This is a genomic window from Candidatus Nanopelagicales bacterium (assembly GCA_018003655.1).
GTDB lineage: Bacteria > Actinomycetota > Actinomycetes > S36-B12 > UBA10799 > JAGNDY01.
Genome location: JAGNDY010000009.1, coordinates 13,092 through 38,595, shown reverse-complemented (window position 1 = coordinate 38,595; position 25,504 = coordinate 13,092). Strand labels below are relative to the sequence as shown.

Annotated in this window: 24 protein-coding genes; 14 read left to right on the top strand and 10 right to left on the bottom strand. The window is 63.3% G+C overall.

Features of this window, described 5'->3' with window-relative positions; genetic code table 11:
- Nucleotides 1-1,097 (bottom strand): replicative DNA helicase (dnaB, locus tag KAZ48_03205; GenBank protein ID MBP7971783.1); only part of this gene is annotated, 1,097 nt, incomplete at its 3' end.
- Between the two features lie 436 nt (nt 1,098-1,533).
- Here dnaB and KAZ48_03200 point away from each other — a divergent pair.
- Nucleotides 1,534-2,049, top strand: coding sequence for a low molecular weight phosphotyrosine protein phosphatase (locus KAZ48_03200; protein ID MBP7971782.1), 516 nt, complete (start codon nt 1,534-1,536; stop codon nt 2,047-2,049).
- A 74-nt stretch (nt 2,050-2,123) separates the two neighbouring features.
- Here the strand turns inward: KAZ48_03200 and KAZ48_03195 are convergent, their stop codons facing one another.
- The 6 genes from KAZ48_03195 to KAZ48_03170 form a co-directional block, all read right to left on the bottom strand.
- The gene (locus KAZ48_03195; protein MBP7971781.1) at nt 2,124-2,966 is read right to left on the bottom strand and encodes a DUF2817 domain-containing protein; all 843 of its coding nucleotides are present in this window, start codon (nt 2,964-2,966) and stop codon (nt 2,124-2,126) included.
- Nucleotides 2,967-2,978: 12 nt separating this feature from the next.
- Nucleotides 2,979-3,428, bottom strand: coding sequence for a 50S ribosomal protein L9 (gene rplI, locus KAZ48_03190; GenBank protein ID MBP7971780.1), 450 nt, complete (start codon nt 3,426-3,428; stop codon nt 2,979-2,981).
- 14 nt (nt 3,429-3,442) lie between these two features.
- Complete coding sequence (locus KAZ48_03185; GenBank protein MBP7971779.1) at nt 3,443-3,679, bottom strand: 30S ribosomal protein S18; 237 nt, start codon at nt 3,677-3,679, stop codon at nt 3,443-3,445.
- Between the two features lie 60 nt (nt 3,680-3,739).
- A complete protein-coding gene (locus tag KAZ48_03180) occupies nt 3,740-4,228 on the bottom strand; it encodes a single-stranded DNA-binding protein (protein ID MBP7971778.1) in 489 nt (162 codons plus the stop codon).
- A gap of 23 nt (nt 4,229-4,251) precedes the next feature.
- Complete coding sequence (gene rpsF, locus KAZ48_03175) at nt 4,252-4,551, bottom strand: 30S ribosomal protein S6 (GenBank protein MBP7971777.1); 300 nt, start codon at nt 4,549-4,551, stop codon at nt 4,252-4,254.
- Between the two features lie 173 nt (nt 4,552-4,724).
- Entirely contained in the window at nt 4,725-5,516 is a 792-nt protein-coding gene (locus KAZ48_03170) for a deoxyribonuclease IV (protein MBP7971776.1), read from the bottom strand.
- An 80-nt stretch (nt 5,517-5,596) separates the two neighbouring features.
- On the opposite strand from KAZ48_03170, the gene KAZ48_03165 reads away from it, so the two are divergent.
- From KAZ48_03165 to KAZ48_03155, 3 genes are read left to right on the top strand one after another with little or no spacing between them, the layout of a single operon-like run.
- Nucleotides 5,597-6,775: a peptidoglycan bridge formation glycyltransferase FemA/FemB family protein gene (locus KAZ48_03165; protein ID MBP7971775.1), complete on the top strand. Its 1,179-nt coding sequence runs from the start codon at nt 5,597-5,599 to the stop codon at nt 6,773-6,775.
- A complete protein-coding gene (locus tag KAZ48_03160) occupies nt 6,772-8,055 on the top strand; it encodes an alanine racemase (GenBank protein MBP7971774.1) in 1,284 nt (427 codons plus the stop codon). The genes KAZ48_03165 and KAZ48_03160 overlap by 4 nt, the downstream gene beginning before the upstream one ends.
- Nucleotides 8,056-8,065: 10 nt before the next feature.
- A complete protein-coding gene (locus KAZ48_03155; protein ID MBP7971773.1) occupies nt 8,066-9,520 on the top strand; it encodes a DUF2029 domain-containing protein in 1,455 nt (484 codons plus the stop codon).
- On the opposite strand, the gene KAZ48_03150 is transcribed toward KAZ48_03155, so the two are convergent.
- Together KAZ48_03150 and KAZ48_03145 are read right to left on the bottom strand one after the other, a co-directional pair.
- On the bottom strand, nt 9,521-11,614 hold the full coding sequence (locus KAZ48_03150; GenBank protein MBP7971772.1) for a penicillin-binding protein: 2,094 nt from the start codon (nt 11,612-11,614) through the stop codon (nt 9,521-9,523).
- Nucleotides 11,615-11,684: 70 nt separating this feature from the next.
- On the bottom strand, nt 11,685-12,203 hold the full coding sequence (locus KAZ48_03145) for a DUF5318 family protein (GenBank protein MBP7971771.1): 519 nt from the start codon (nt 12,201-12,203) through the stop codon (nt 11,685-11,687).
- 190 nt (nt 12,204-12,393) lie between these two features.
- Between KAZ48_03145 and KAZ48_03140 the strand changes: the two genes are divergently transcribed.
- The 4 genes from KAZ48_03140 (at nt 12,394) to KAZ48_03125 (ending at nt 16,498) form a co-directional block, all read left to right on the top strand.
- Nucleotides 12,394-12,966 (top strand): PadR family transcriptional regulator, encoded by a 573-nt coding sequence (locus KAZ48_03140; protein MBP7971770.1) that lies wholly within the window; start codon nt 12,394-12,396, stop codon nt 12,964-12,966.
- 2 nt (nt 12,967-12,968) lie between these two features.
- Complete coding sequence (locus KAZ48_03135; protein ID MBP7971769.1) at nt 12,969-14,048, top strand: inositol-3-phosphate synthase; 1,080 nt, start codon at nt 12,969-12,971, stop codon at nt 14,046-14,048.
- A 116-nt stretch (nt 14,049-14,164) separates the two neighbouring features.
- Nucleotides 14,165-15,436: an MFS transporter gene (locus KAZ48_03130; GenBank protein ID MBP7971768.1), complete on the top strand. Its 1,272-nt coding sequence runs from the start codon at nt 14,165-14,167 to the stop codon at nt 15,434-15,436.
- 9 nt (nt 15,437-15,445) lie between these two features.
- On the top strand, nt 15,446-16,498 hold the full coding sequence (locus KAZ48_03125; GenBank protein ID MBP7971767.1) for a hypothetical protein: 1,053 nt from the start codon (nt 15,446-15,448) through the stop codon (nt 16,496-16,498).
- A gap of 2 nt (nt 16,499-16,500) precedes the next feature.
- Here KAZ48_03125 and KAZ48_03120 read toward each other — a convergent pair whose 3' ends face one another.
- The gene (locus tag KAZ48_03120; protein ID MBP7971766.1) at nt 16,501-17,946 is read right to left on the bottom strand and encodes a CCA tRNA nucleotidyltransferase; all 1,446 of its coding nucleotides are present in this window, start codon (nt 17,944-17,946) and stop codon (nt 16,501-16,503) included.
- Between the two features lie 53 nt (nt 17,947-17,999).
- Between KAZ48_03120 and KAZ48_03115 the strand changes: the two genes are divergently transcribed.
- The 6 genes from KAZ48_03115 to KAZ48_03090 all read left to right on the top strand — a co-directional run bounded on the left by KAZ48_03115 (nt 18,000) and on the right by KAZ48_03090 (nt 25,477).
- Entirely contained in the window at nt 18,000-18,497 is a 498-nt protein-coding gene (locus tag KAZ48_03115; GenBank protein ID MBP7971765.1) for an NUDIX domain-containing protein, read from the top strand.
- On the top strand, nt 18,494-20,650 hold the full coding sequence (locus tag KAZ48_03110; GenBank protein MBP7971764.1) for a hypothetical protein: 2,157 nt from the start codon (nt 18,494-18,496) through the stop codon (nt 20,648-20,650). The genes KAZ48_03115 and KAZ48_03110 overlap by 4 nt, the downstream gene beginning before the upstream one ends.
- Entirely contained in the window at nt 20,643-22,334 is a 1,692-nt protein-coding gene (murJ, locus tag KAZ48_03105; protein MBP7971763.1) for a murein biosynthesis integral membrane protein MurJ, read from the top strand. Before KAZ48_03110 ends, murJ begins: the two co-directional genes overlap by 8 nt.
- Nucleotides 22,335-22,411: 77 nt before the next feature.
- Nucleotides 22,412-23,974, top strand: a complete 1,563-nt coding sequence (locus tag KAZ48_03100) for a hypothetical protein (GenBank protein MBP7971762.1) — start codon at nt 22,412-22,414, stop codon at nt 23,972-23,974.
- A 49-nt stretch (nt 23,975-24,023) separates the two neighbouring features.
- Nucleotides 24,024-24,665 (top strand): RNA polymerase sigma factor SigM, encoded by a 642-nt coding sequence (sigM, locus tag KAZ48_03095; protein MBP7971761.1) that lies wholly within the window; start codon nt 24,024-24,026, stop codon nt 24,663-24,665.
- Entirely contained in the window at nt 24,662-25,477 is an 816-nt protein-coding gene (locus KAZ48_03090; protein MBP7971760.1) for a hypothetical protein, read from the top strand. The genes sigM and KAZ48_03090 overlap by 4 nt, the downstream gene beginning before the upstream one ends.
- Nucleotides 25,478-25,504: the final 27 nt, after the last annotated feature.

Here is a 25,504-nt window from a genome sequence, read left to right as displayed (position 1 = left end):
GCGTCCTGCTCCAACGAGCCGGACTCACGTAGGTCGGACAACATCGGCCGCTTGTCGGTCCGCTGTTCCGGCCCACGGTTGAGCTGGCTGATCGCGATAACCGGAACCTCAAGTTCCTTTGCCAGCAGCTTCAGCGATCGGGAGAACTCACTGACCTCCTGCTGGCGACTCTCGACCCGCTTGCCACTAGTCATCAACTGCAAGTAGTCGACGATGACCAACCGCAGATCGTTGCGCTGTTTGAGCCGGCGGCACTTGGCCCGGATCTCCATCAGCGTGAGGTTCGGCGAGTCATCGATGAACAGCGGCGCCTCGGAGAGTTCGCTCTGCGTGCGAGCCAGCCTCATCCAGTCCTGCTCGGACATCTTGCCGTTGCGCAGGTTCTGCAGCGGCACTTTGGCCTCGGCGGACAACAGCCGCATGAGGATCTCGTTGCGACCCATTTCCAGCGAGAAGATCGCACTGGTCAGCCCATTCTTGATGCTGGCTGAGCGCGCCAGATCCAGTCCGACGGTCGACTTACCCATGGCTGGTCGAGCGGCGATGATGATCATCTGACCCGGGTGCAGACCGTTGGTGAGCTCGTCCAAGTCGGAGAATCCGGTGGGCACTCCCACGAGAGCACCACCGCGGCTATGGATTGCTTCAATCTCCTCAATGGCGCCCTGCATCAGGTTCGCCAGCGGTTGGTAGTCCTCAGCTGTGCGTTGCTGGGTGACGTCGTAGATCTCGGCCTGTGCGCGGTCGACTAGTTGATCAACTTCACCCTCGGCGGAGTAGCCCATCTGCGCGATGCGCGTGCCAGCCTCCACCAGGCGCCGCAGGATCGCCTGCTCGGTGACGATGCGCGCGTAGTAGCCGGCATTCGCGGCGATCGGCACGCTCGCCGAGAGCGTGTGCAGGTAGGGCGCGCCACCAATGCGCAGCAGTTCGCCCGACTTGGCTAGCTGGTCAGCGACGGTGACCGCGTCGGCGGGCTCGCCACGACCGTAGAGGTCGAGCACGGCGTCGAAGATCGTCGCGTGTGCGGGTTTGTAGAAATCATCAGCTCGAAGGTGCTCGACAACGTCGGCAATCGCGTCTTTGCTCAGCAGCATCGCGCCGAGCACGCACTGCTCGGCTGGCAGATCCTGCGGAGGGGTCCGGTCGACTTGGGGTCGGCCCTCGCTGGTTCCTGGCAAACTGACGGACGCGATGCTCACGCAGGTCCCCTCCCCGATGTGCGACGTCCCGCTGGTTGCAGGCGTTCAGGTTGCACTTGTCCTATTTACCGCGTGGGTCTGACGTTTTGCGCAACCTTGAACTAATTGGCGCGGTGCCCTGTGGACGAGTAGGGGGACAGCGTGTGGATGGAAAGCGCACGGTCATCCACAGGTTTGTGGATAAGTTGGGGACAGCGGTGTCATTCGGATCTAAAAGTTGCCTCTGACCTGCGGAAACGCAGCTCAGGCCCTGTGTGTCGAAATTAGTTTGCCCCCAGCCTCGCGTTAAGCCCACGTGAACACGGCGTGTCGTTTGCGTAGGCTGTCGGCGATGGAACCCACGACCGACACGTACCGGATCATCGTTGTCTGCTTGGGCAATATCTGCCGGTCACCAATCGCCGAGGTGGTCTTGGCTGACCGGCTCGACAGCGCTGGCCTCAGCGACCGAGCCACGGTGGAATCGGCGGGAACAGGTGGCTGGCACATCGGATCGAACGCCGACCCCCGCGCCCAGGCAGCCATGACCAACGCGGGCTACCACCACGACCACAGCGCACGACAGTTTGAGCCTGAATGGTTGACATCCGCGGACTTAGTGTTGGGGATGGACTACGCCAACGTTGAGGATTTGCGAGCACTTTCACCCGACGGTGACGCCAATGGTGTGGTCCGAATCTTCCGGTCGTTCGACCCAACCCTGATGCACCTGCCAGAAGACGATCCGGCCTTAACGGTGCCCGACCCCTACTACGGCGATAGCGATGGGTTCACGCAGGTGCTGGAGATGATCGAACACGCGGCCGACGGAATCATCGACCACGTTCGGCTTGAGCTGGGGCATTAGCGCTGGACCCGCGCCGCGCGGCGGACGCCGAGCGACGGCTCAACGCCACACCCGACCGGGGAGCGACGGGGCGACTACCGATCGGGCACGTATGTCGCAGCCCAACGAGCGGCCCGGGCACCCCGCTTGACCGCCTTCATCGAGACCGGGCGCGGTAACTCAACCGTGAGCGCGACACCTGAGTGTGTCGTGTTGAACCAGCCAGTCAACGTGCCCGTACACACGCCGTTACAGGCGAAGGAACGAACGCGTAGCTTCATCCGATCCGCCAGCCCATGAGTGAGGCCGCGGTTCTTCTGGTGGTAACTGTCGACCGCGTTACCAGCCTGGTGATAAACGAGCACAACATCGGGATCGACAGTGTTCAGGAAACGGATATACGCCCGCGTCTCCGGCTCTGACGCGGCCCGCTTGCCGGGGTAGTACTCGCGGCCGCCCGCGTAGGAGCGCCAATGATCACGGCCGTTGCGGTTGAGATCCACACCATGTGCGTTCTGGCGACGATGCATCTTGGTGCCGTCCGGGTTCAGGTTGCGAATCACCCACAGTGCAGTACCCAGAGGCGGCGAGATCTGCTCAAGGCGCTTGGCAATGGGAACACCACCGGTCTCGTTGCCATGCATCGACCCGATGATCACTGCCACCCGGCTTGACGACTTGGAACCGTACAACCGAGCCACGATGTTGCGACCCCTCACCGACCGTCCGATCACCCGCGAGGTAATCGGCTTGGTCGAGCGGAGGGTACGCGCCGAACTCTGCTCGATGACAGTCGACGAAGTGGCCGAGACGGCGCCAGAGATCGCAGGCGCCGGCGCGCCGCTGGCACTGCCTGCGCCGACAAGCCCCAGGCACACCACGACGCCACCGGCCAACGTGAGGGGCCGCGATGCTCTGCGGGGGGCTAGTGGAGTCATGGGACAAGTATCTCAGTTTGCGGCGATAACCTCAATCGAAACGATGGCAGTCACCGAGGGGTGCAGCTTGATCTCGACATTGTGCGAACCGACTGACTTGATCGAGTGATCAAGGGTGACGGCACGCTTCTCGATCAGTGGGCCACCCGAGGTACGTACTGCGTCGGCAACGTCGGCGGTGGTCACCGAACCGAACAACTTGCCGGTTTCGCCAGCCTTGACCGGCAAGGTGACAGCCAGTCCCTCAAGTTGGTTCTTGACTTCGTTGGCATGCTCGACACCGCGGATCGCCCGGGCGTCGCGCGCCCGTTTGATCTGGGTGATCTGCTTCTCGGCTCCGCGCGACCAAGGCATCGCCAGGCTGCGTGGGACCAGGAAGTTGCGGCCGTAGCCGTCCTTGACCTCGACGATGTCACCGGGGGCACCGAGGCCATCGACCTCGTGAGTGAGGATGAGCTTCATAGTGATCTCCCCCGCTACCGGGCCGTCGAGGTGTACGGGAGCATCGCCATCTCGCGGGCATTTTTGACTGCCGTCGCGATGTCGCGCTGGTGACCGGTGCAGTTGCCCGTGACACGACGGGCGCGAATCTTGCCGCGGTCCGAGATGTACTTGCGCAACAGGTTGATGTCTTTGTAATCGATGATCTGCGGGTCGTCTTTGCAGAACACGCAGGCCTTCTTCTTGAACTTCTTCTCTGGTGGCTTAGCCATGTTGTATCTCCGTAGGTGCTGCTGGTCCGCGCCGACGCGAGTCGGCCACGGAATCGATGACTAGAAGGGTGGCTCGTCCAAGCTTCCGCCGGATCCGCCTGATGACGGGGTGGCCCAGGGATCGTCGCTGGCGACGGTGCGACCGTTGCCGCCTCCGTCGGAGAAGCCGCCGCCTGCGCCGCCACGACTGACCTTGGCGATCTTGGCGGTAGCCGACCGAAGTGCGGGACCGACGTCGTCGACCTCGACTTCATAAACGGTGCGCTTCTCGCCAGCGTTGGTCTCGTAAGAGCGCTGACGTAGACGACCAGACACGATGACGCGGGCGCCCTTGGTCAACGATTCGGCTACGTTCTCCGCGTATTGCCGCCACACCTGGCATGACATGAAGACGGAGTCGCCGTCTTTCCATTCGTTTGCCTGGCGATCAAATGTTCGAGGAGTCGAGGCAACCCGGAACTTGGCAACAGCAACACCGCTGGGTGTGAAGCGAAGCTCGGGGTCGTCGACGAGGTTGCCAACAATCGTGATTTGGGGTTCACCGGCCATGAGTGTCTTCTTTCCTTGTTGGGCTAGCTGGCTTTGACAGCCGGCGGACGAGTGACTTTGGTACGAAGCACTGCTTCGTTGAGCGACAACTGGCGGTCGAGTTCCTTGACCGTGTCAGGTCCGCAGGTCAGTTGGATGAGGACGTAAATGCCCTCTGACTTCTTCTCGATCTCGTAGGCCAAGCGACGCCGGCCCCACACATCGAGTTTGTCGACGGTTCCGCCATCGGCGCGAACCACATTCAGGAACGTTTCCAGGCTGGGCTGGACGGTGCGCTCCTCGAGATCCGGATCAAGGATCACCATGACTTCGTAATGACGCATGCTTCAGACCACCTCCTCTGGACTTAACGGCTACGGACGTTCCGTAACAGGAGGTCTCACATGTACCGCAGACGAACGAACACAAAAGAAGAACCTTTGGGTTGGATCGCGATTGCGGTAACCAAAGGGTACCCCGAGCAGGTGGATGCCCGCTGCGGGTATCCACAGAACGGTCACGTCAGGCGGCTACGGATGAGTGCAATGTCCTCGGCGATGCCCGGGAAGGGTGTCTCGCACACCACCGGCGCGTCAGCGATCCGGATGCACTCGATGAGCTCATCAACACCCACGGTGCCCTCGCCGAAGTTCGCGTGCCGGTCCCTGCCGGAGTCGAATCCGCCCTGCGAGTCGTTGGCGTGCACCAAATCGATCCGCCCGGTGATGCCCTTGATGAGAGCCGCGGCGTCCGGCATCGGAATCCCACCCGCCCAGGCGTGACAGGTATCCAGGCAAATCCCCGCGTCGAAACCGTCGAGTGCCTCCCACAACCGCTCGATGGCCTCCAGTCGACGGGCCATGGCGAAGTTGCCGCCGGCGGTGTTCTCGATGAAGACCGGGCAGTTGGGCTCCAGTCGCTCGAACGTCTTGCGCCAGTTGTCGTAGCCGACCTGCGGATCGTCGTCCTTGGTCACGTGCCCGCCGTGGACGACTACCCCTGCCGCTCCCACCTGCGCGGCAGCGTCGACCTGCTGCTGCAGAATCTTGCGGCTCGGGATTCGGATCCGGTTGTTGGTGGAGGCAACATTGATGATGTACGGCGAGTGGACGTAGATCCGCACACCGGCTGCTTGCGCTGCGGCCTTCAGACCCTCGGCTCCGTCGGGGTGAGGAAACGTTGGACCCTTCCAGCCCTGCGGATCGCCGAGGAACAACTGAGCGCAATCCGCCCCGATCGCTACCGCCTGTCCAATGGGATCGTCCTGGCCAACGTGTCCACCGATCACCGGTGCTGTGGTCGCCGTCATGCCTGCCAGCCTAAGGCGCGAACCCCAGCCGCACGGTACGGGTGAACCAAACCGGTCCCGCTTCGACATAGGCTGCCCGGGTGGCTTTGACCGTCAGACCGATCAGTGCGCAGGAACACCTCGCCTACGTGAACACGCGTGCGAGTGCCTCATTCCTGCAGGTGCCCTCATGGGCGGGCGTCAAGGCCGAGTGGGGCAACATCAGCCTCGGCTGGTTCGATGGTTCGACCCTGGTGGGCGCTGGCTTGGTTCTGACCCGCAAAGTCCCCAAGTTGGACCGTTGGCTCGCCTACCTGCCGGAGGGTCCTGCGCTCGACTGGCCAGGTCCCGATTCGCCGCATCAGTTGGCGGATTGGCTCGATCCGATGCTCGCGCACCTCAAGTCCCAAGGCGCCTTCTTGGTCAAGATGGGCCCGACCGTCGGCGTGCGTAGCTGGAACGCGGCCACCCTAAAAGAGGCCATCGCGACGGGCACCGCCAGTCGGCTGCGTGATGTGACCCCCGATGAGACCTACCCGGACGGTCAACGACTGATCGACGAGATGCGCGTACATGGCTGGACCCAGAAAGCCGACACAGGCGCAGGCTTTGGCGACGTTCAGCCCCGATATGTCTTCCAGGTTCCGCTCGCGGGCAGGACCGAGGACGATGTGTTCGCTGGCTTCAACCAGTTGTGGCGTCGCAACGTCCGCAAAGCGGCAAAGCTCGGGGTTACTGTCGAGCGCAGCGACCGCGACGGCCTGGCGCTCTTCCACCCGGTTTATGTGGAGACAGCCGTCCGCGACGGATTCGTGCCACGCGGTCTGGCCTACTTCCAGCGAATGTGGGACGCCATGTCCTCGGAGGATCCCGACCGCATCACGCTGTATCTGGCGCGGTACCAGGGCGACGTCCTGGCGGCCACGACGATGGTCACCGTCGGCGACCATGCCTGGTACTCCTACGGCGCGTCCGCGGACGCCGGCCGCGAGGTCCGACCGTCCAATGCCATCCAGTGGCAGATGATCAAGGATGCCCTGGCCAGCGGCGCGTCCGTCTACGACATGCGCGGCATCAGTGACACGTTGGAGGAATCCGATCCGCTATTCGGTTTGATCCGCTTCAAACTCGGGACCGGGGGCAGGGCCTTGGAATACGTCGGGGAATGGGACTACGCACTGCGACCGACGCTCGCCAAGGCCTTCGATGTCTACCTGCGTCGGGCCGAGTTCAAACAGCGAGCAAAGTCGCTGCTATCACGGGAGAAATCGACTTCATGACGTTCTCGCTGCATGTCGATGGGACGCACTGGCGCGAGCACGCGGCCACGGTCCGCGATGCGGTTCGCGATGCGGTTTACGGGGGCCAGGCGGGTGCGCGATCCGGGGACATCGTCGCCGTGGCCAAGGGCAACGGCTACGGGTTCGGCCTAGCCAATCTCGGTATCGAAAGTACCCGGCTTGGCCTCGACCGCGTGGCGGTAGGAACGGCCGACGAGGCGATCGCCATGAGCAAGTACTTCGCCGGTCTGATCTTGGTCATGCAGCCGTGGGATCCCCGCGATGTTCTGGCCGCCCAGTCCTGGGCGATCATCGAGGCGAACCCCATCCGCGAGCGGGTGATCCGGACGGTTGCCAGCGTCGAGGCGTTGCATGCCCTGGCCACCTCCGTGGTCAACGATGCGCAGGATCCGATCCCGGTAGTGATCGAGGGACTGACCTCGATGCGACGCTTCGGGCTAGCCGAACCTGACCTTGACGCGCTACTTGCCGACGAGGCGATCCGCGATGCGTTGCAACACCGACGCATCGAGTTGGTCGGGCTCGCCCTGCACCTGCCGCTGGCCCAACCACTCGCGCCCCACGTTGAGACGCTGGAGGCCAACTGGCACGAGAATGACTCCGCGCCGCGCCTGCCGAAGGACGCCTCTGGTCGCGTGAAGGAGGCCTGGTCATGGACGTTGACGTGGATTCGCGCACTCGGCGGCCTGGAGGACGCTGGCTACCCGCTCACCGACGAGGCCGCCGCCGTCTGGTGCTCCCACTTGGACGATCAGGAACTGCGACAGTTGCGGGCGGCATTGCCGGACATCCCGCTGCGCGTGCGGATCGGCACCCGCTTGTGGCTCGGTTGCCCGGCGGCACTCAGCGCTCGCGGAACCGTGCTGGCTGTACACCCGGTCGCCAAAGGCCGTGCGGTCGGCTATCGGCAGCGGCGCGCACCCAAGGACGGTCTGCTCGTGGTGGTGGGCGGCGGTACGTCACACGGGGTCGGCATGGAGGCTCCCTCACCGGCGGTCTCCATGCGACAGCGCGCGGTCGCGGCGGGTACCGGTGCGCTAGAAGCATCCGGCAGGTCGCGGTCGCCGTTCTCGTGGGATGGCAAACAGCGCTGGTTCGCCGAGCCCCCCCACATGCAGATGTCACTGCTGTGGCTGAGCTCCGACGATGTCCGGATGGCGGTCGGTCGAGGCGGTCGGGTGCCGGCCGTGGGTGACGAACTTGAGTGTCGGGTGCGCCACACCACCTCAGCCTTCGACCGGATCATCGGACTGGACTGAGGGGTTCACGGTGGAAGAACCCAAGCAACCCCCGCCACCGCAATCGGTCGCCCCGACCCGCGACGACCCGGTCATCGCCGACAACAGCGAAATCCTCGGCGGCCGAGTCGGCGACCACGCCGGTGGCCCAACCCGGTTCTGGAACCCGCTGATCGTGCTGGCATTCCTGTCGGTCGTCGCTTTCATCGCCAACCTGGTGACGCGGATTCCCTGCATCGGCAACGGCTTCAACGATCCCGTCCGCTACACCCACCTGTGCTACTCCGACATCCCCCCACTGTTCAGCCTGCGGGGGTTCTCGGCCAACGTCTTCCCATACATCCACGCCCCGCTGCCCGGGACCGAGCAACTCGAATACCCAGTGCTCACGGGTCTGTTCATGCAGGTGGCCAACTGGCTGAAGCTCCCCGGGGTCAGTCCGGGAATCGGGTTCTACCTGAGCAACGCATTGCTGCTCGGCCTGTGCCTGATTGCCTTGGTGCTCGCAACCGCGGTGACGGTTCGTCGGCGGCCATGGGACGCCGCCCTGGTGGCGCTGGCACCGGCGCTGATCCTGACCGCGACCATCAACTGGGACCTGCTGGCGGTGGCGCTGACTGCGATCGGCTTGGCCCTCTGGTCCCGCAAGCACCCAGTCGCCGCGGGTGTCTTCATCGGCCTGGCCGCAGCGGCCAAGTTCTACCCATTCCTGCTGCTCGGACCGCTGCTGATCCTGTGTTTCCGGGCCAAACGCATGGTCGCGTTCTGGCAGTTCACTGCCGGGGTGGCTGCCGCATGGCTGGTCGTGAACGTTCCGTTCATGGTCATCAACTTCTACGGCTGGTACCACTTCTACGAGTTCAGCTCGACCCGGGGCGAAGACTTCGGCTCTGTCTGGCTGTTCGTCAACAACATGGGTGCCCACGTTCCCGACGACGCGCTGAACATCGTCGCGACCGGTCTATTCCTGGTGCTTTGCATCGGTATCGCGGTGCTCGGCCTGCGGGCAAAGCGGCGGCCGCGGCTTGCATCGCTGTGCTTCCTGGTGGTCGCCGCGTTTCTGCTGACCAACAAGGTCTACTCACCGCAGTACGTGCTCTGGCTGATCCCGCTGGCCGCCCTGGCCCGACCACGCTGGCGCGACTTCCTCATCTGGCAAACCGGCGAGGTCATCTACTACGTCGCCATCTGGCTCTACCTGGCCGGACTCAACGGCGGCAAGGGTCTGCCATCGGGGTGGTACTCCCTGGCGATCATGATCCACATCGTCGCGACCTGTTACTTCGCAGCCATGGTGATTCGCGACATTCTGCGACCGGAATACGACCCGGTCAGAACAGACGGGTGGCAAGAAGACCAAGACGATCCCGGTGGTGGCGTGCTGGACGGCGCACCGGATCGCTGGGACCGCAGTGCGACCGAGACGGCAATCGAGGCCGGCGGTTGGTCAACAACCGATGGCCGGGGCTTAGCCCACCAACCGTGACTACGGAGCCGGGGTCACGGCCGATGGAGTTGGCCGTTGCCTGGGCGGAGCAGCCGACTGTGGGCTGGACGCAGTGGCACTTGGGATCGGTCGCCGGGTGGTCGCCGACGGAGTCGGCGACTCCGATGCTGATTGGCTGGGCGAAGGTGTCTGGCTGGGTGAGTTCGAGTAATCGCTGACCATGTTCGCGGGATCGGTGAAGTTCTCAACCGGCTGATCGGCCGTTGCCGCAGCCATGTAGGTAGCCCAGATCCGCGCGGGGTACGAGCCACCGTAGACGCTGCCGCCGCCACCCGTTCCGTAGAGCGAGATCGATTCGCCCTTGCTGTTCTGCTTGGCCATCATCACGGCCGTTGACAACTGCGGGGTGTAGCCGACAAACCAGGCGGACCGGTTGTTGTCAGTCGTTCCCGTCTTGCCCGCAGCCGGTCGACCAATGCTTGCTGCCGCGTACCCGGTACCGCTGGTGACGACCTTCTGCAACGCGTAGTTGACGGTGTTGGCGACGTCCTGGGTGAAGGCTCGGTTTGCCTGCGGCTGGTAGGTGTACTCCACCTTGCCGTCGCGGCTGATTTCTTTGATGGTGGTGGGCTTGATCTGCTTACCACCGTTGGCAAACGTGGCGTATGCGCCAGCCATCACCTCGGTGGTCGGAGACGCTGTTCCCAAGACCGTTGTCGGGTCGGCTTTGAGCCCGACGGTGTCCTGTGGCACACCGGCTCGCACTGCCGCGTTCATCACGTTGTCGGTGCCAAGTTGAGTCGCCAGATCGACGTAGACGGTGTTGACCGAATTCTCGGTGGCGGACAACAGGCTGATGGTGCCGTAGGAGGCGTTGTCCTCGTTCTGCAGCGTGTAGCCCTGAATCGTCCTGGGCGAGCTTCCGTCCCAATAGGAGTCCAGTCCAATGCCCTGCTCCGTTGCGGCAGCAAGGGCAAACGGTTTGAACGTCGAACCCGCGAGCGCCGTTGCCTGATCCGCGTTGGAGTACTGGTTCTTCAGGTAGTTCGCCCCGCCATACATTGCGACTACCTCGCCGGTTTGGGCATCGACAGAGGTCAGACCGATGCGAAGGCCCTTCTCCGGACCAGGTCCAGAGGTCTCGACCGCATTGACCGCGTCCCGCTGGGCGTTCTTGTCGAATGTGGTCACGACGCGGAAACCACCGAGGTTGAGGTCTTCTTCGCTGTAGCCGCGGCTGATCATCTCGCGCTGGACGGACTCAAGGAGGTAGCCATTGGTCCCGCGCAACGATGAGCGAATGGGCTTGTAGTCCTGGAACTTGGGCAGGCTGGCGGCGTCGGCTTGCGCTTGGGTGATCCAGCCCTTGGTGACCATGCCGCTGATGACGTAGTCGAACCGGGCTTGCAACTTGTCCTTGTTGTTCTCAGGTGCGTACCCACCAGGTGCACGGATGATTGCCGCCAAAGCTGCCGACTGGTTGAGGTTCAGCTCTGACACCGGGCGCCCGAAGTAGGCCTGGGAGGCTGTCTCTATGCCATAGGCGCCGCGACCGAAATAGATGGTGTTGAGGTAGTCGGACAGGATGTCGTCCTTGGACGACTGGGTCTCCAGCTTGACCGACAACACCAACTCACGAGCCTTGCGAATCAGTGTCTGGTCCTGGCTCAGGTAGGCGTTCTTCGCGTACTGCTGGGTAATCGTCGAGGCACCCTGCGTAGCCCCGCCCCTGACATCGTTGAGCGTCGCTCGCACCAGGGCCGTCGGATCGAAGCCACCGTGTTGGTAGAAGTCACGGTCCTCGGCCGCCAGAACCGCGTGCTGGGTGTCGCTGGGAACGTCTGACAACGGGACACTGATGCGGTTCGCCTCGCCGAGTTGGCCCATCTCGGTGGTGCCGTCGTTCCAGTAGACAATGGTCTTTTCCGCCCGCGCGACCTCGTTGGCTTGTGGAATTGTGGTGAACGCAACCGCGGCGGCAAAACCGCCGACCAGGACCAGGATGAAGGTCGCGAAACTGCCGAGAATGAGCTTCCAACTCGGTAGCCAGTGCCGGATGCCGGTCTTGTTGCGGCGAGGGTAGTCAATGAGGCGTCGACGACGCTTCGGACTCTTCTCGTCACGCTCGGCCATTCGGCACCATCCATTGCTCGTCAGTCAGCGGTCTCTCGGCTTGCCTCGCGTGCAGTGCCGGAGTCGGCGATCAGTCCAGCAAATCGCGAGGTGCGCGCAAAGCGGCGCGCGGCACGCCATCACCTAGGACGTAACTTCGCACAAGGTGGTTCCAACCGCAGTCCGCACACACTTCCACCACGTACACCCGGAACTGCCCGTGTTCAAAAGCCATCGAGCGCAATTCGGTTGCGGTTCGCAGTCGGCCCGAGTATGCGCCGAGTTCGTCCCCATAGACGTAGTTGAGGTACTTGAGGCTCTCCTCCTTGCGGCACCAAGGGCACCGTTCCTGGGCGGAGATTCCATGGTTGCGCGCGGCGCGCAGCAGATAGGGATGCGGGTCGAGATGGTCACTCGCCCCGGTCGCGGTCAGAACCAGCGAGGCCAACGCCGAACGACGCTGCAGCGTGTGATCGACAACGCGGCGCGGGACGGTCGGATCGTCGACATCCTCCGGTTCTCGCAGTTCAGGTCGAGCGGCCGGTGGCTTGCTACTTACCCCCGGCGCGCGAGTGCCGCGAGGGTTGCCGCTGGACCGGGGAACTGCCACCAGAAGAGCGTACGTGTGGATTGCAGCCTGCGGTAGCCCTCGATGGTGACGGACGTCACAGCGATTCACCCGCCGGATAGTTTGCCAAATGTTTGCTTAGAGGTAACGTAGAGATATATCGGCTCGATATATCACCCCAAACCCTGGGTTGAGCCAGGAGGAGGTGTCGATCGTGGGAAAACGCAGCAGCGTGCTTGAGTTTGCGGTGCTTGGTCTCCTACACGATGCTCCGATGCACGGCTACGAACTGCGCAAGCGCCTCAATTCGGTGCTTGGAAGCTTCCGCGCTATTTCTTACGGTTCCCTCTATCCCTGCCTCAAGCAACTACTGGAAGTCAATCTGATCAGCGAGGCCGGTCCGGCCGATGCTGGCGCCCCAGCCCTCAGTGGTCGTCGCGCCAAGATCGTCTACCAGCTCACGGCCGAGGGCAAGGAGCGATTCGAGCAACTACTGGCAGAGACCGGTCCCGACTCGTGGGACGACGAACGTTTCGACGTTCACTTTGCCTTCTTCTCGGAGACTGATCAAGAGGTAAGAATGCGCATTCTGGAAGGCCGCCGCAGTCGGTTGGAAGAGCGACTGGCCGATCTTCGGTCCTCGTTCACCCGTGGCACCGAGCGCGTCGATTCGTATACCGAAGAACTTGCCCGCCATGGCCGAGACGGCGTTGAGCGGGAGGTGCGATGGCTCTCAGAGCTCATCGCCAATGAGCAAACCAATTCCGGCGGCAATAGCCGTACCGGCGAATCAAGGAGAGGCTAGATATGAGTTCGATTCGCGTTGCGATCGTCGGTGTAGGTAACTGCGCGTCATCGCTAGTGCAAGGTATTGAGTACTACAAGGATGCCGATCCACAACAGCGCGTGCCCGGTCTGATGCATGTGCAGTTCGGCCCGTACCACGTGCGCGACGTCGAGTTCGTCGCCGCTTTCGACGTGGATGCCAAGAAGGTCGGCCAAGACCTCGCGCATGCCATCACGGCCAGCGAGAACAACACCATCAAAATCTGCGACGTACCGCCGACTGGCGTGACCGTTCAGCGCGGACACACTCTCGACGGTCTCGGCAAGTACTACCGCGAGATGGTGACGGAGTCCGACGAGTCCCCTGTCGATGTCGTCGCCGCTCTGCGTGAGGCCGAAGTCGACGTGCTCGTCTGCTACCTGCCGGTTGGATCCGAGGCAGCCGCTAAGTTCTACGCACAGTGCGCGATTGATGCTGGCGTCGCCTTCGTCAACGCCCTGCCGGTGTTCATCGCCGGTACCCCCGAGTGGGCCGAGAAATTCGAAAAGGCTGGCGTCCCGATCGTCGGAGACGACATCAAGTCCCAGGTAGGCGCCACCATCACCCACCGCGTGCTGGCCAAGTTGTTCGAAGACCGCGGAGTGACCGTGGACCGGACCTACCAGCTGAACGTCGGCGGCAACATGGACTTCATGAACATGCTTGAGCGTGAACGCTTGGAGTCCAAGAAGATCTCGAAGACCCAGTCGGTCACCTCACAGTTGCAGGAGAAGATCTCCCCACGCAACGTGCACATCGGGCCGTCGGACTATGTCGCGTGGCTCGATGACCGTAAGTGGGCCTTCGTGCGTCTGGAAGGTCGCAACTTCGGCGACATCCCGTTGTCCCTTGAGTACAAGCTTGAGGTGTGGGATTCGCCGAACTCGGCCGGCATCATCATCGACGCGCTGCGTGCGGCGAAGATCGCCAAGGACCGGGGTATCGGTGGACCGATCCTGTCGGCATCTTCCTACTTCATGAAGAGCCCGCCGGTGCAGTACTCCGACGACGAGGCCAAAGCCGCCGTCGAGGCATTCATCGCGGGCGACGTGGAGCGCTAAACGCTCGACCCACCTGCTCAGCACAGCACTCGCTGACCCCCTCACTTCCGGTTGTTTCCCAGGCCACTCGGCCAAGGAGCCACCGGAAATGGGTGGGGTCAGCGTAGTTTCTGGGGGTGGCCGCCAACGACTTGTCGACAGTGCTCGGCTCTCCTCGTTTCCGGCAACTTTTCACCGTCCGCGCGATCGGTCAGGCGTCCGACGGCCTGTTCCAAGCAGCGCTCGCCACATTCGTGTTGTTCTCCCCGGAACGGCAAGCGTCGGCGACCGCCATTGCCGCCGCATTCGCGATCCTCTACCTGCCCTACTCGGTCATTGGCCCATTCGCCGGGGTGTTGCTCGACCGGTGGAGTCGCCGCCAAGTCCTCTACTACGGCAACCTGCTTCGCGGCGGCGTCGTGCTGGTGGTCTGCCTGCAGACGGCCAGCGGCCACGCTGGCCTTGACCTCGGGATCATGGTGCTCGTCGCCCTGGGGATCAACCGTTTCATCCTCGCCGGACTGGCCGCCGCGCTACCGCACACCGTCGATCGCACGGTGTTGGTCACCGCCAACGCCTTCGCGCCGACCGCTGGCACTCTCATGGCAACCGTCGGCGGATTGCTCGGGGTGCTGCTGCGCGGAGTTTTGGGTGGCGGCGACGCCGGCTCGACCGCGGTGCTGGTGGTCGCGGCTGTCGGGTTCCTTGTCTCCGGGTTGTTCGCTCTACGAATGCCCCGGGATCTACTCGGGCCTGACGAGGCCGAACAGGTCGACACCATCGGGTCGGTGATTCGTGGGTTCGGTGAGGGAGCCGTTGCCCTTTGGCGCGCACGCCCGGCCATGCGAGCAGTGTCGATCGTGGCGCTGCATCGCATTGTCTTCGGTGCGGTGACGGTGCTGGTGATTCTGCTGCTGCGCAACACGCTGAACGACCCATCCAACCCGGAGGCCGCGTTGGCCCAACTCACCCTGGTCGTGGGTGGAGTCGCTGGCGGCGCACTTGTCGGGGCGGTCATGACGCCGTTTGCCACCAGGCGAATGGGCGCGGTCGTCTGGAGTGCACTCTCGCTCATCTTCGCGGGTGTGACCATCCCGATTGGTTTGGGAATCGCGACGGTACCTGCGTTGATCTGCGGCACGTTCGGCCTCGGCCTCGCGGGTCAGAGCGTCAAAATCTGCGCGGACACCGCAGTGCAGCAGTACGTCACCGACGACAACCGTGGCCGGGTCTTCTCCCTCTATGACGTGCTTATCAATGTCGGCCTAGTCGTCGGAGTTACCGCCGTCGCCTTCACCAGCCCTGAATCCGGGGAATCAACGCTGGATTTGGTGGCTATCACGATCTTGCTGTTCGTCAGCGCCGCCTGGTACTTGATCAGGTCGCGTCCGATCAGCCTGCCGCACTAGGTTTCCACCATGACAAGTTCAGGTGTGGCTCCTGTGGCGCCGGCGGCACCAGTTGCAACCAAGAAGCCCGGTAAGACCCGTGGAATCCTCGCGGTGATTGCGCTGGTCATCGCGGCGCTGTTGCTACCGCTGGCAGTCGTCGGCTTCTGGGGTCAGCGCACGCTGACTGATACCGAGCGCTTTGTCCAGACCGTCGGACCACTTGCCACCCAGCAAGCGATTCAGGAAGACATCGCGACCGCGGTCTCCACGGCCGTCGTCCAGGGCGTCGATCTGCAGTCGGAAATCTCCGGTCTACTGCCGCCCAGAGCCGCGCCCCTCGCTGGGCCGATCTCGTCGGCGGTCCAGCAGTTTGTGTACTCGATCACGCTCAAACTCATGCAGACCCCGCAGTTCGCGACGTTCTGGACCAATTCCAGTGAGCGATTGCAGAAACTTGTTGTCGCCGCCCTGGAGGGCAAGCCCGGCGGTCCGGTCGAAATGCAAGGCGACCAGATCGTGCTCGACACCGGCGACCTCATCGCCGCGGTCAAAGTCCAGCTTGGGGAGAAGGGCCTGACATCACTGGCGAATCGACCAACGCCGTCGGCCGCAGATCGGCAGATCGTCCTGCTGGATGCCCCGCAGGTGAAACAAGCTCGGCTGATCTACTCCGTCAGCGTCCCGATCGCGACGTGGCTGCTGCCGCTGGTGCTGCTGCTATTCCTCGGTGCGGTCCTGCTAGCGCGCCGCCACGCGCGCATGGTCGCGTGGGTAGGAGTGTGCATGATCCTCAACGCACTTTTGATCATTTTCGGACTGAACTTCGGCAATACCGCGATCACGGATGCCGCATCCGGTGGCCCATTCGCACGGTCAGCCTCGTTGTTCTTCACCATCCTGACTAACTACCTGCAGAGTGCGGGTTATTGGACCCTGTTGATCGGGGTGCTGTTGCTGATCGGCGGTTGGCTGTTCAGTGGCCAGAAATACGCCAAGGGTGTCCGGGGTGCGGTGACCAGTGCGGTCAGCAAGTCCGACGCTCCACCGTCAACCGGGCCGCCCGCCTCGATCGCCAACTGACATCAACGCTGCGCCCACCAAGCCAGCAGTTCCGTCTCAGCAACTTCTGGGCTAACCGGCCCGCGATCCAGGCGGCGCTCCAATAAGTACTCGTAAGCTTGGCCAACTTCGCGGCCTGGGCCGATACCCAACAGCTCCATGATTCGGTTGCCATCCAGATCGGGACGAACCGCCTGCATCTCCTCAAGCTCGCTGAGGATGGCGATCCGCTGTTCCAGCTCGTCATAGGTCGCCTGCAGGGCGGCTGCCTTCCGGCGGTTGCGGGTGGTGCTGTCGGCCCTGGTCAGTTTGTGCAGCCGGTTGAGCTGATCACCGGCATCGCGCACGTAGCGCCGCACAGCCGAGTCAGTCCAGTTGCCGTTGCCGTAGCCGTGGAAACGCAGGTGCAACTCCACCAGCAACGTAACGTCGTCGACGATCTCGTTGGGGTATCGCAAGGCCTTCAGTCGCTTGCGGGTCAGCTTGGCTCCGACCACCTCGTGGTGGTGGAACGACACGCCTCCGCCAGCCTCGAACCGCCGGGTCTTGGGTTTGCCCACATCGTGCATCAGCGCGGCCAACCGCAGCACCAGGTCCGGCTCGGAGGTTGGCACGTGGCTGGTCTCGAGGTCAATCGCCTGTTCCAAAACCGTCAGGCTGTGTTGATAAACGTCTTTGTGCCGGTGGTGCTCATCAATCTCGAGCACGAGTGCGGGCAGTTCGGGCAGGACGTAATCGATCAATCCGGTGTCGACCAATAACTGCAGGCCTTTGCGAGGTGCCTGGCCCAGCAGCAACTTGCTCAACTCGTCGCGGACTCGTTCGACTGACACGATCTGCAGACGATCGGCCATCCCCGCCATTGCCGCGATCGTCACCGGATCAACCTCGAAGTCCAACTGCGACGCGAACCGGGCGGCGCGCATCATTCGCAGCGGGTCGTCGCTGAACGATTGCTCCGGGGTGCCGGGGGTCCGGATGACGCCCGCGACAAGGTCGGCCACCCCACCGTGCATTTCCACAAAGTCGATCTCGGGAAGGGTCACCGCCATGGCGTTGATGGTGAAGTCCCGGCGCACCAGATCCTCCGCCAGCGAATCGCCGTAACTGACCTCCGGCTTGCGCGATTGCTCGTCGTACGACTCAGCTCGATACGTGGTGATTTCGATATGGAAGTCGCCCTTACGAGCAGCAACGGTTCCGAATTTGATCCCCACGTCCCAAATCGCGTCCGCCCAACCGGTGACTAGCTCAATCACGTCCTCCGGCCGGGCGTTGGTCGTGTAGTCCAGATCACTGCCAAGTCGGCCAAGCATCGCATCGCGGACGCTGCCCCCGACCAGGGCCAACTCGAACCCGCGGTCGGCGAACCGGGTGCCCAGCTCCTGGGACACCGGCAGAACGGCTGCCAAGGCATCGACCGAGATTCGCAAGGGCCGCGCCGAACTGTTGCTGGTCACGTGGGCCAACGATAGTGACCAAAGATTGCGGTGATGGTGACTATCCTTCCACCATGGCCCCTATGTCACCGGAAACTCCATCCGGTGAGCGACAGATTCCGCTGCCCTCGGCGATTCGGGCTCCACGACCGACCGCCCCGACGGAAGAGACCAGTGCGGGCGGGCTGGTCGTCGATCGTGAACAACGTAAGGCTGCCCTCATCGGCCGACTGGACCGCCGGGGCCGCATGATGTGGTCCTTGCCCAAGGGGCACCTCGAGCGAGGCGAGACCGCCGCCGAAGCAGCCGTCCGCGAGGTTGAGGAAGAGACCGGCATCCGTGGTCGTATCACGGCCGCTTTGGGTGCGATCGACTTCTGGTTCGTCGCCGACGGTAAGCGCATCCACAAGACGGTGCACCATTTCCTGATGGATCGCACTGGCGGTGAACTGAATGCCGATGACCCAGAGGTCGTTGAGGTGGCGTGGGTCCCCCTCGAGGAGATCGGTGCCAAGCTCGCATATGCCGACGAGCGCCGCCTCTTGGACAAAGTCTCAACGTTGCTAGCGGAAAGCGAGTGAAGACTTCCGCGTTCCCGCGTCGCCGATCCCTTCCCTGGGTGATCGCGCTGACGGTCGCGTTCGTTGCCGGGCTGTTGACCCTGGCACCGACCATGGCGGGGGCGGCCGGCCGAGGCGCAACCCAGGCCCCGCCGCCGACTCCACTCACGGTCACCCTCAACACGCTCTCGCCGACAATCCCCAAGCTCAAGAGCTCACTGGCGCTGACTGGAACCGTCACGAACAATACGGAGAACACTCTCACCGGAATCAGTGTGAATCTGCGAGTCGCCAACTCGGCGGTCACCGACCGCGCCAGCGTGGCCCGCATCGCCAATCAGTCCCTCGATCCCGGTTGGCGCGGTGTCTACCTGGGCCAGGTCACACTGACGACGCCATTGGAACCTGCGGCGTCGATTCCCTGGAGCATGAAATTACCGATCGCCAATCTGCAGTTGATCAACTCCGGCGTCTATCCCCTGCAAGTGGACGCCACCTTGGATCAGGATGGTTCGGTCACGGGATTGACCCGCACCTTCCTGCCGTGGTTTCCGACCAAGGGCCAGGTCAAACCGACCAAAGTGGTCTGGCTGTGGCCAATCAGCGACTGGCCCAACCGCGACGCTAACCAAGTCTTGCTCAACGATCGCACCCCGATAGAACTCGCGCCAGGCGGTCGTCTCAGGCGACTGCTCGACCTGGGTCTTGCGGCAAAGACCCAGCCACAGTGGGTCATCGACCCCCAGCTGCTTGAGACAGCGGACGCGATGACCGGCGGCTACCGCGTACTGAGCCCTTCCGGCGAGGCCGTCGCCGGCCTCGGGCGCGAAGAAGCCGCCGAGTGGCTCACCCGTGCTCGAACTGGCCTGAAGACATCGTCGGTGTACGCGATGGCCTACGCCGATCCGGACGTCACGGCGATGACGCGGGCGGGACTCACCCAGGACGTGATCCTGGCAAATACCAAAGCCACCGAAACCGTTGGCGACCTGCTGCGCCGACCAGTGCCGGTGGGTCTGGGCTGGCCAGCTGGCAATCGGACAGATCAAGACAGCCTGAACGTGTTACAGAACGCCGGCGTCAGAACCGTCGTACTCGATACGGCCGCTTATCCCCCGGTTGACGGCCAACCGACCGTCGGAACCACCAGCGCGAGCGTGATCCGCACCGAGTCGGGCCCCCTGACCGCCGCGCTGACCGATCGGCAACTATCCAATTCCTTTGGTTCCAACGCTTCCAGCCGGGCAGAGGCCACGGCGGCCCGGCAAAGGTTCCTGGCCGATACCGGTGTCATGGCCGCGACGTCTCCGGACAAGTCGACGATCGTGGCCGTCGGGCCCGATGTCCGATGGGACCCCAACCCCTCAGTCGTCTCCGAACTGCTCGCTACCATGCGAACAGCTCCGTGGGTCCGACAGACCTCGCTCAATAGCCTGCTGGCCGGTAGTTCCACTGACCCCAACCGCGTCTTGGCTCCATTGGGCAGAGCGGCTCGTCGGGCTCAACTCAGCACCAAGCACCTCAACGAGGTCCGGGCAGTTCAACGACGCCTGAACAACTTCTCGTCAATCATCGTTGAACCCGGCACGATCACTCAACCCTTCCGGACGGCACTGCTTCGGACCGAATCCGCCGCGTGGCGCAGTGAACCAGCGGCTGGGTCACAACTATTGGCACGCGTTTCCGCAGAGCTCGAAGCCCAAGTCAACAACGTGCGAGTGCTGTCCAGTGGCACGATTACTTTCCCCAGCAACACCGGCAAAGTCCCCATCACCATCGCCAACGATCTGGCCCGACCGGTGCAGGTCGGCATCGAGCTCACAGCCAACCCGAGTGTCCGACTGGTGAGCAAACCGGTCACCAAACTGACCATCCCAGCCAATCGCAAGATCAGTACCGAGATCCCGGCGCAGGTGGTCGGCGCCGGTGAGCTTCCGGTACAGGTCCGACTGACCACACCGACCGGCCAGAAGTACGGCAAACCGAGTGAGATCGTGCTTCGGAGCACCGCCTATGCCCGGGCAGCCAGTTGGGTCGTCGGGATTGCCTTCGCCATCCTGCTGTTGCTGTTGCTCATGAACTCGATCCGCCGACGACGAACCCGCAGGCAATCGGAACCGCCCGCCACTACCGCCTCGGTCGGCGACAACTCCGGGCGTGATGCAGATGGCTGAGACCGACGCTGACGCTGAGGTCGACCAGACCCAGGCGGTCCTGCGCAGTAGCGCGTTGATGGCCGTCGGCACGATCACTTCCCGGATTACGGGCGTGGCCCGCGACATCACGATCGCGGCTGCGCTCGGCTCATTCATCCTCGCCGACACCTATGCCCTGGGCAATTCGCTGCCCAACATCATCTACATCCTGGTCATCGGCGGTGCCTTGAACGCGGTGTTCATCCCGCAGTTGATCCGGCACATGAAGCACGACGCCGACGGGGGCGACGGCTACGCGGATCGACTGATCACCCTGGTCGGCCTGATCCTGTTGGTGACATCCATCGCGACAGTGCTGCTCGCTCCCTGGATCGTCAAGTTCTACGCGACGTCGGAATTCAGTAGCGAGGAACTCTCGCTGGCGACGGCTTTCGCCCGGTTCTGCCTGCCGCAGATCTTCTTCTACGGCATCTACACGATGTTCTCCCAAGTGTTGAACTCGCGCCTGCACTTCGGTGCGCCCATGTTCGCTCCAATCATCAACAACGTCGTGATGATTGCGACCGCGATCGGCTTCATTTGGGTTGCGGGCACGGCTGTCAGCGCGGAGACAATCACCCCGGATCAGGTTGCCTGGCTAGGTATTGGAACCACCCTCGGCGTCGCTGCCCAGGCATTGGTCCTGGTTCCGGTGCTCATTCGCGTGGGCTATCGGTGGCGACCAAGGTTCGACTTCCGAGGGCACGGGCTGGGCAAGGCAGGTTCGTTGGCTGGCTGGACGATCGGATTGGTGCTGGTCAACCAGATCGGCTTCCTGGTGATCTCTCGGTTGGCAACCCTGTCCAACGTCATTGCCTCGGATACTGGCGGTACGGCCCAAGGTCTGGCCACCTACCAGCGTGCCTTCCTCGTCTTCATGCTTCCCCACTCAGTCATCACGATCTCGCTGGTGACCGCGCTGCTCCCGCGGATGAGTAAGGCGGCCGCCGACGGACGCATGCGAGAGGTTGGACAGGACGTCGCGGAAGGATCACGACTGATCGGTGCATTCATCGTTCCCTGCGTCACCTTCCTGATGGCGTTCGGCCCGATGGTCGGGTTGGTGCTCTTCGGTTTCGGAAGCAACTCAGGGGATCCGGCGATCTACACCGGGCTGGTCGTCTCTTGCTTTGCCATTGGCTTGCTGCCCTTCTCGCTCTTCTACGTCATGCTGCGCGGCTACTACTCGATGGAGGACACGCGGACACCGTTCATCGTGACCGTGCTGTACAACGTGCTCTCCATCCCCTTGACGATCGCGCTGTTCCTTTTAGCGCCCGACAGTCTCAAGGTCGTGGCGTTGGCGGTCGGCTACGCGCTGTCGTACTGGGTGATCGCCGCCGTGACGTGGCTGCTGCTCCGCCGACGGATCGGGTACCTGGAAGGCAGACGAACTGCCGGAGCCCTCAGTCGAATGGTGCTTGCTGGCATCCTTGCTGCCGCTATTGCCCTTGCACTGGTCCTCGCGGGGTACGCGGCACTCGCTGGCGTGGGCCTCGACGATTCACTGTCGAGGCTGCTTGACCACCACATCGCGTCGCTAATAGCAGTGATCGTCGGTGGCATTTTGACCGTTCTGTTGTACCTCGCTTTCGCGCTGATGTTGCGGGTCAGCGAGGTTCGTCGGGCCCTCGGCGATGTTCGCGCCCGAGTTCGTCGCTGACCCGAACAGGCGCCATAGCCCGAATGGGCGACGGGCGTCGGTAACTTGATCATGAGGTTTTGACTTACAGTAGAGGGATGCGAGCGATCCCTGGGAATTTGGCGCGGAACGCCGAATCACCCCATGGCGCCGATGGCACCAGCGATCACCCCCGCATCGGCAGGTTCCGGCTAGACGATCTGATCTTCGGCGACCGACACGCTGGCCTGTGGCGCGCATACGACGAGCGACTCAAACGGGCGGTGTCCGTCCGGATCGTGCCCGCTTCGGATCCGCGCCAGCAGGCGTTGCGGGAAGCCGCGCTCAAGGCCGCGCGGGTGGTTGACCGAAGAGTCGCCCAAGTGCTCGACGTGATCGACTTCGATACCGAACTCGCCATCGTTGCTGAGTGGGTCGAGGGAATCAACCTCGAGGAGATTCTGACCCAACCGTTGAACCCGGCACGCTCCATCGCGATCGCCCGCGAGGTCGCTGCGGCCCTTGCCGCGATTCATAAGGCGGGTGCTTCCCACGGCCGCATCCGACCGGCTTGCGTTCTGATCACCGATGGCGGTGAAGTTCGGCTACGCGGCCACTGCATTGACGCCCAACTGTGGGGCACCTCGCCAGGACCCGATGCCGTTGAAGCGGACATCTATGGCATTGGCGCCCTGCTGATGGCCTGCCTGACCACTCGTTGGCCCTGCCAGCCAGCAACCAACCTGCGCAGCGTCCCGGTCTTTGGCGAACGCGTCGCTACCCCCAGCCAACTGCAAGCCGATCTGTCGGACGACATCAATGACTTCGTCGTCCGTTCGCTATCGGCGGTTCCCCGGGCGAGTGGTTTCGACGTCGAGGATCGCTTCAGTTCGGTTGAATCCGCCCGCCGCGCGCTTGGTTCACTCAGCGACGCGCCAGCGTGGACGGGCGTCGTGCCAGTTATTTCGGTTCCGAGCGTGGCCAAGCCGCACCCGAGCACTCGCGGAGTTGCCCGACGCGGGCTCGGCGTCATCGTTGCCCTCGCCGTCATCATCACCTGTGCCGCCGTCGGCGGGGCTCTGCTCATCGCCGGCGGTTCCGACCAAGCAGCAGGTGCGGTGTCCAGGGGTGCGGGCGAAGCTGGCACGTCGATTAACCCGACGATTCAGCCGCGGTCATTGGCGCTACCCGGTTCAGTTCCCGATGCCGCCACGCCAAGGGGAGTGCGACCGGTTCCACTTGAACGAGAACTGCCGATCAACTCGGTCAGTTCGTTCGATCCAAACGGCGACGGCGTTGTCTCCGGCGGGTTCGCCAACTACGCGATCGATGGCGACCCTGCCAGTGCCTGGTACACGGCCGTCTTTCCCAGTCATCGGCAAGGCCTTAGAGCAAGTAGCGGCATCCTCGTCGACCTCGGTTTCCCGCGAGCTGTGCGAGCCCTCGACCTGGGCCTGATTGGCAACGACTCAGACGTTCAGATTCGGGTCGGAGATCGACGCTCACGATCGGTGGCGGGCTACGAGAAGCTCTACACAGCCAAAGCCGCCCCAGGTGAACTCACCGTCCGTGAACCACGTCCGGTGGTCACCCGTTACGTCCTGGTGCTGCTCACCGCTGTGCCGCTGCGGCTCGAGGGATACCGCGGTGGCGTCACGACAGTGACCGTGTGGGGTGACTGAGCGCCCGGCTCAGTCACAATTCCCGGCTTGCGCGTAGGCTGCTCCAACGATGGAACGCCAGGTTGCCGACGCATCCGGAGATGTCCGGACTGATCATGAATTGATGGCCGCACATGTGGCCGGCGACCCGCACGCGTTCGAGGAATTGGTCCGCCGACACCGGGATCGGCTCTGGGCCGTTGCACTGCGCACTACCGGTGACCCGGAAGAGGCGGCGGACGGACTACAGGAAGCCCTGATCTCCGCCTACCGGAACGCGGGATCCTTCCGGGGTGATTCCAAGGTCACCACTTGGATGCACCGGGTGGTGGTCAACGCTTGCCTCGATCGGCTCCGCCGCCGCGCTGCGCGACCATCGGTCCCACTGCCGGACAACGATGGTGATTTCGGTGGCGCCACCCTGGCCGACCCTAAGGACCAGCTGGGCTCCAAGGAACTGCGCATCGAGATCGAGAAAGCCCTCGACGAACTGCCCTACGACCAGCGCGCGGCGATCGTTTTGGTGGATATCGAGGGCTATTCCGTGGACGAGGCCGCCGAGATCCTGGAGTGTCCTAGCGGCACCGTGAAGAGCCGGTGCGCACGCGGCCGGGCGAAACTTGCCGTCCGATTGGCCACTGTGCGGAACCCAAGCGTCGAGGATCACGTCGGATCAGAGTCAAGCGAGCAGGGAGGTGAGCAAACGCAGTGAATGACGATCTGGAATCCACGTCGGGTTCCGCAGACCAGCAACACGAAACTGCCGCCTCCCGTGAGGCCGATGAGTTTGTTCGCTCCGCTCTCGCCGCCCTTGAATCACCACCCATGCCGGACTGGGTTGAGTCGCGCATCTTCACAGCGATCGCCGAGCAGTCCGCCGCTCGCTCCACCGAATCCGCAGCCGAGCCGGTTGTCGTGTTGGCCGAGCGTCGCAAGCGGCGAGGATCTCGCTGGTTTGTCGCCGTCGGAGGTATCGCCGCAGCCGGCCTACTCGGCGTGGTCGTCGGTCGCGATGTCCTCATCGGCGGTACCGAGCCAACGGGTCCAGCAAAAGTCTCGGTGGTGCCGATGAGTGCATCGACGATGCATTACACAAAGCCCACGCTGGTGACGCAGGCCGCTGAGCAGGTCCCCTCCTGGCGCTCAGCAGCGTCCGCCGCCGCAGTCACGCCCCTTCCCACCGCAACAACCTCACAACCCGCTGACGGTGGGTCCCTCAGTACTCCGGCCGACACCGTCAGTGAAACGCCGACGGCGCGGTCGTCGCCGACCCCCGTGACGACGGTCGTGCCCACGTCGGTTCGCATGGCAATCAACACCTGCTTGCCAGCAGTCACCGATCGGCAGCCCCTCCACGTTGAGGTCGCCATGTATCGGGATCCGCAAGACCAACCCGAGAAGCAGGTCGCGGTGGTTGCCGTGCCAGCGACCCCGACCTCCATGGATGTCTACGTGATGGGCCTGGACTGCACCGCGACCGATCCGAAGGTACGCGCGCACATCTTGGTGCAAGACCCCAAGTAGCTAGTTACACCTCCTGCCGCGGCACGC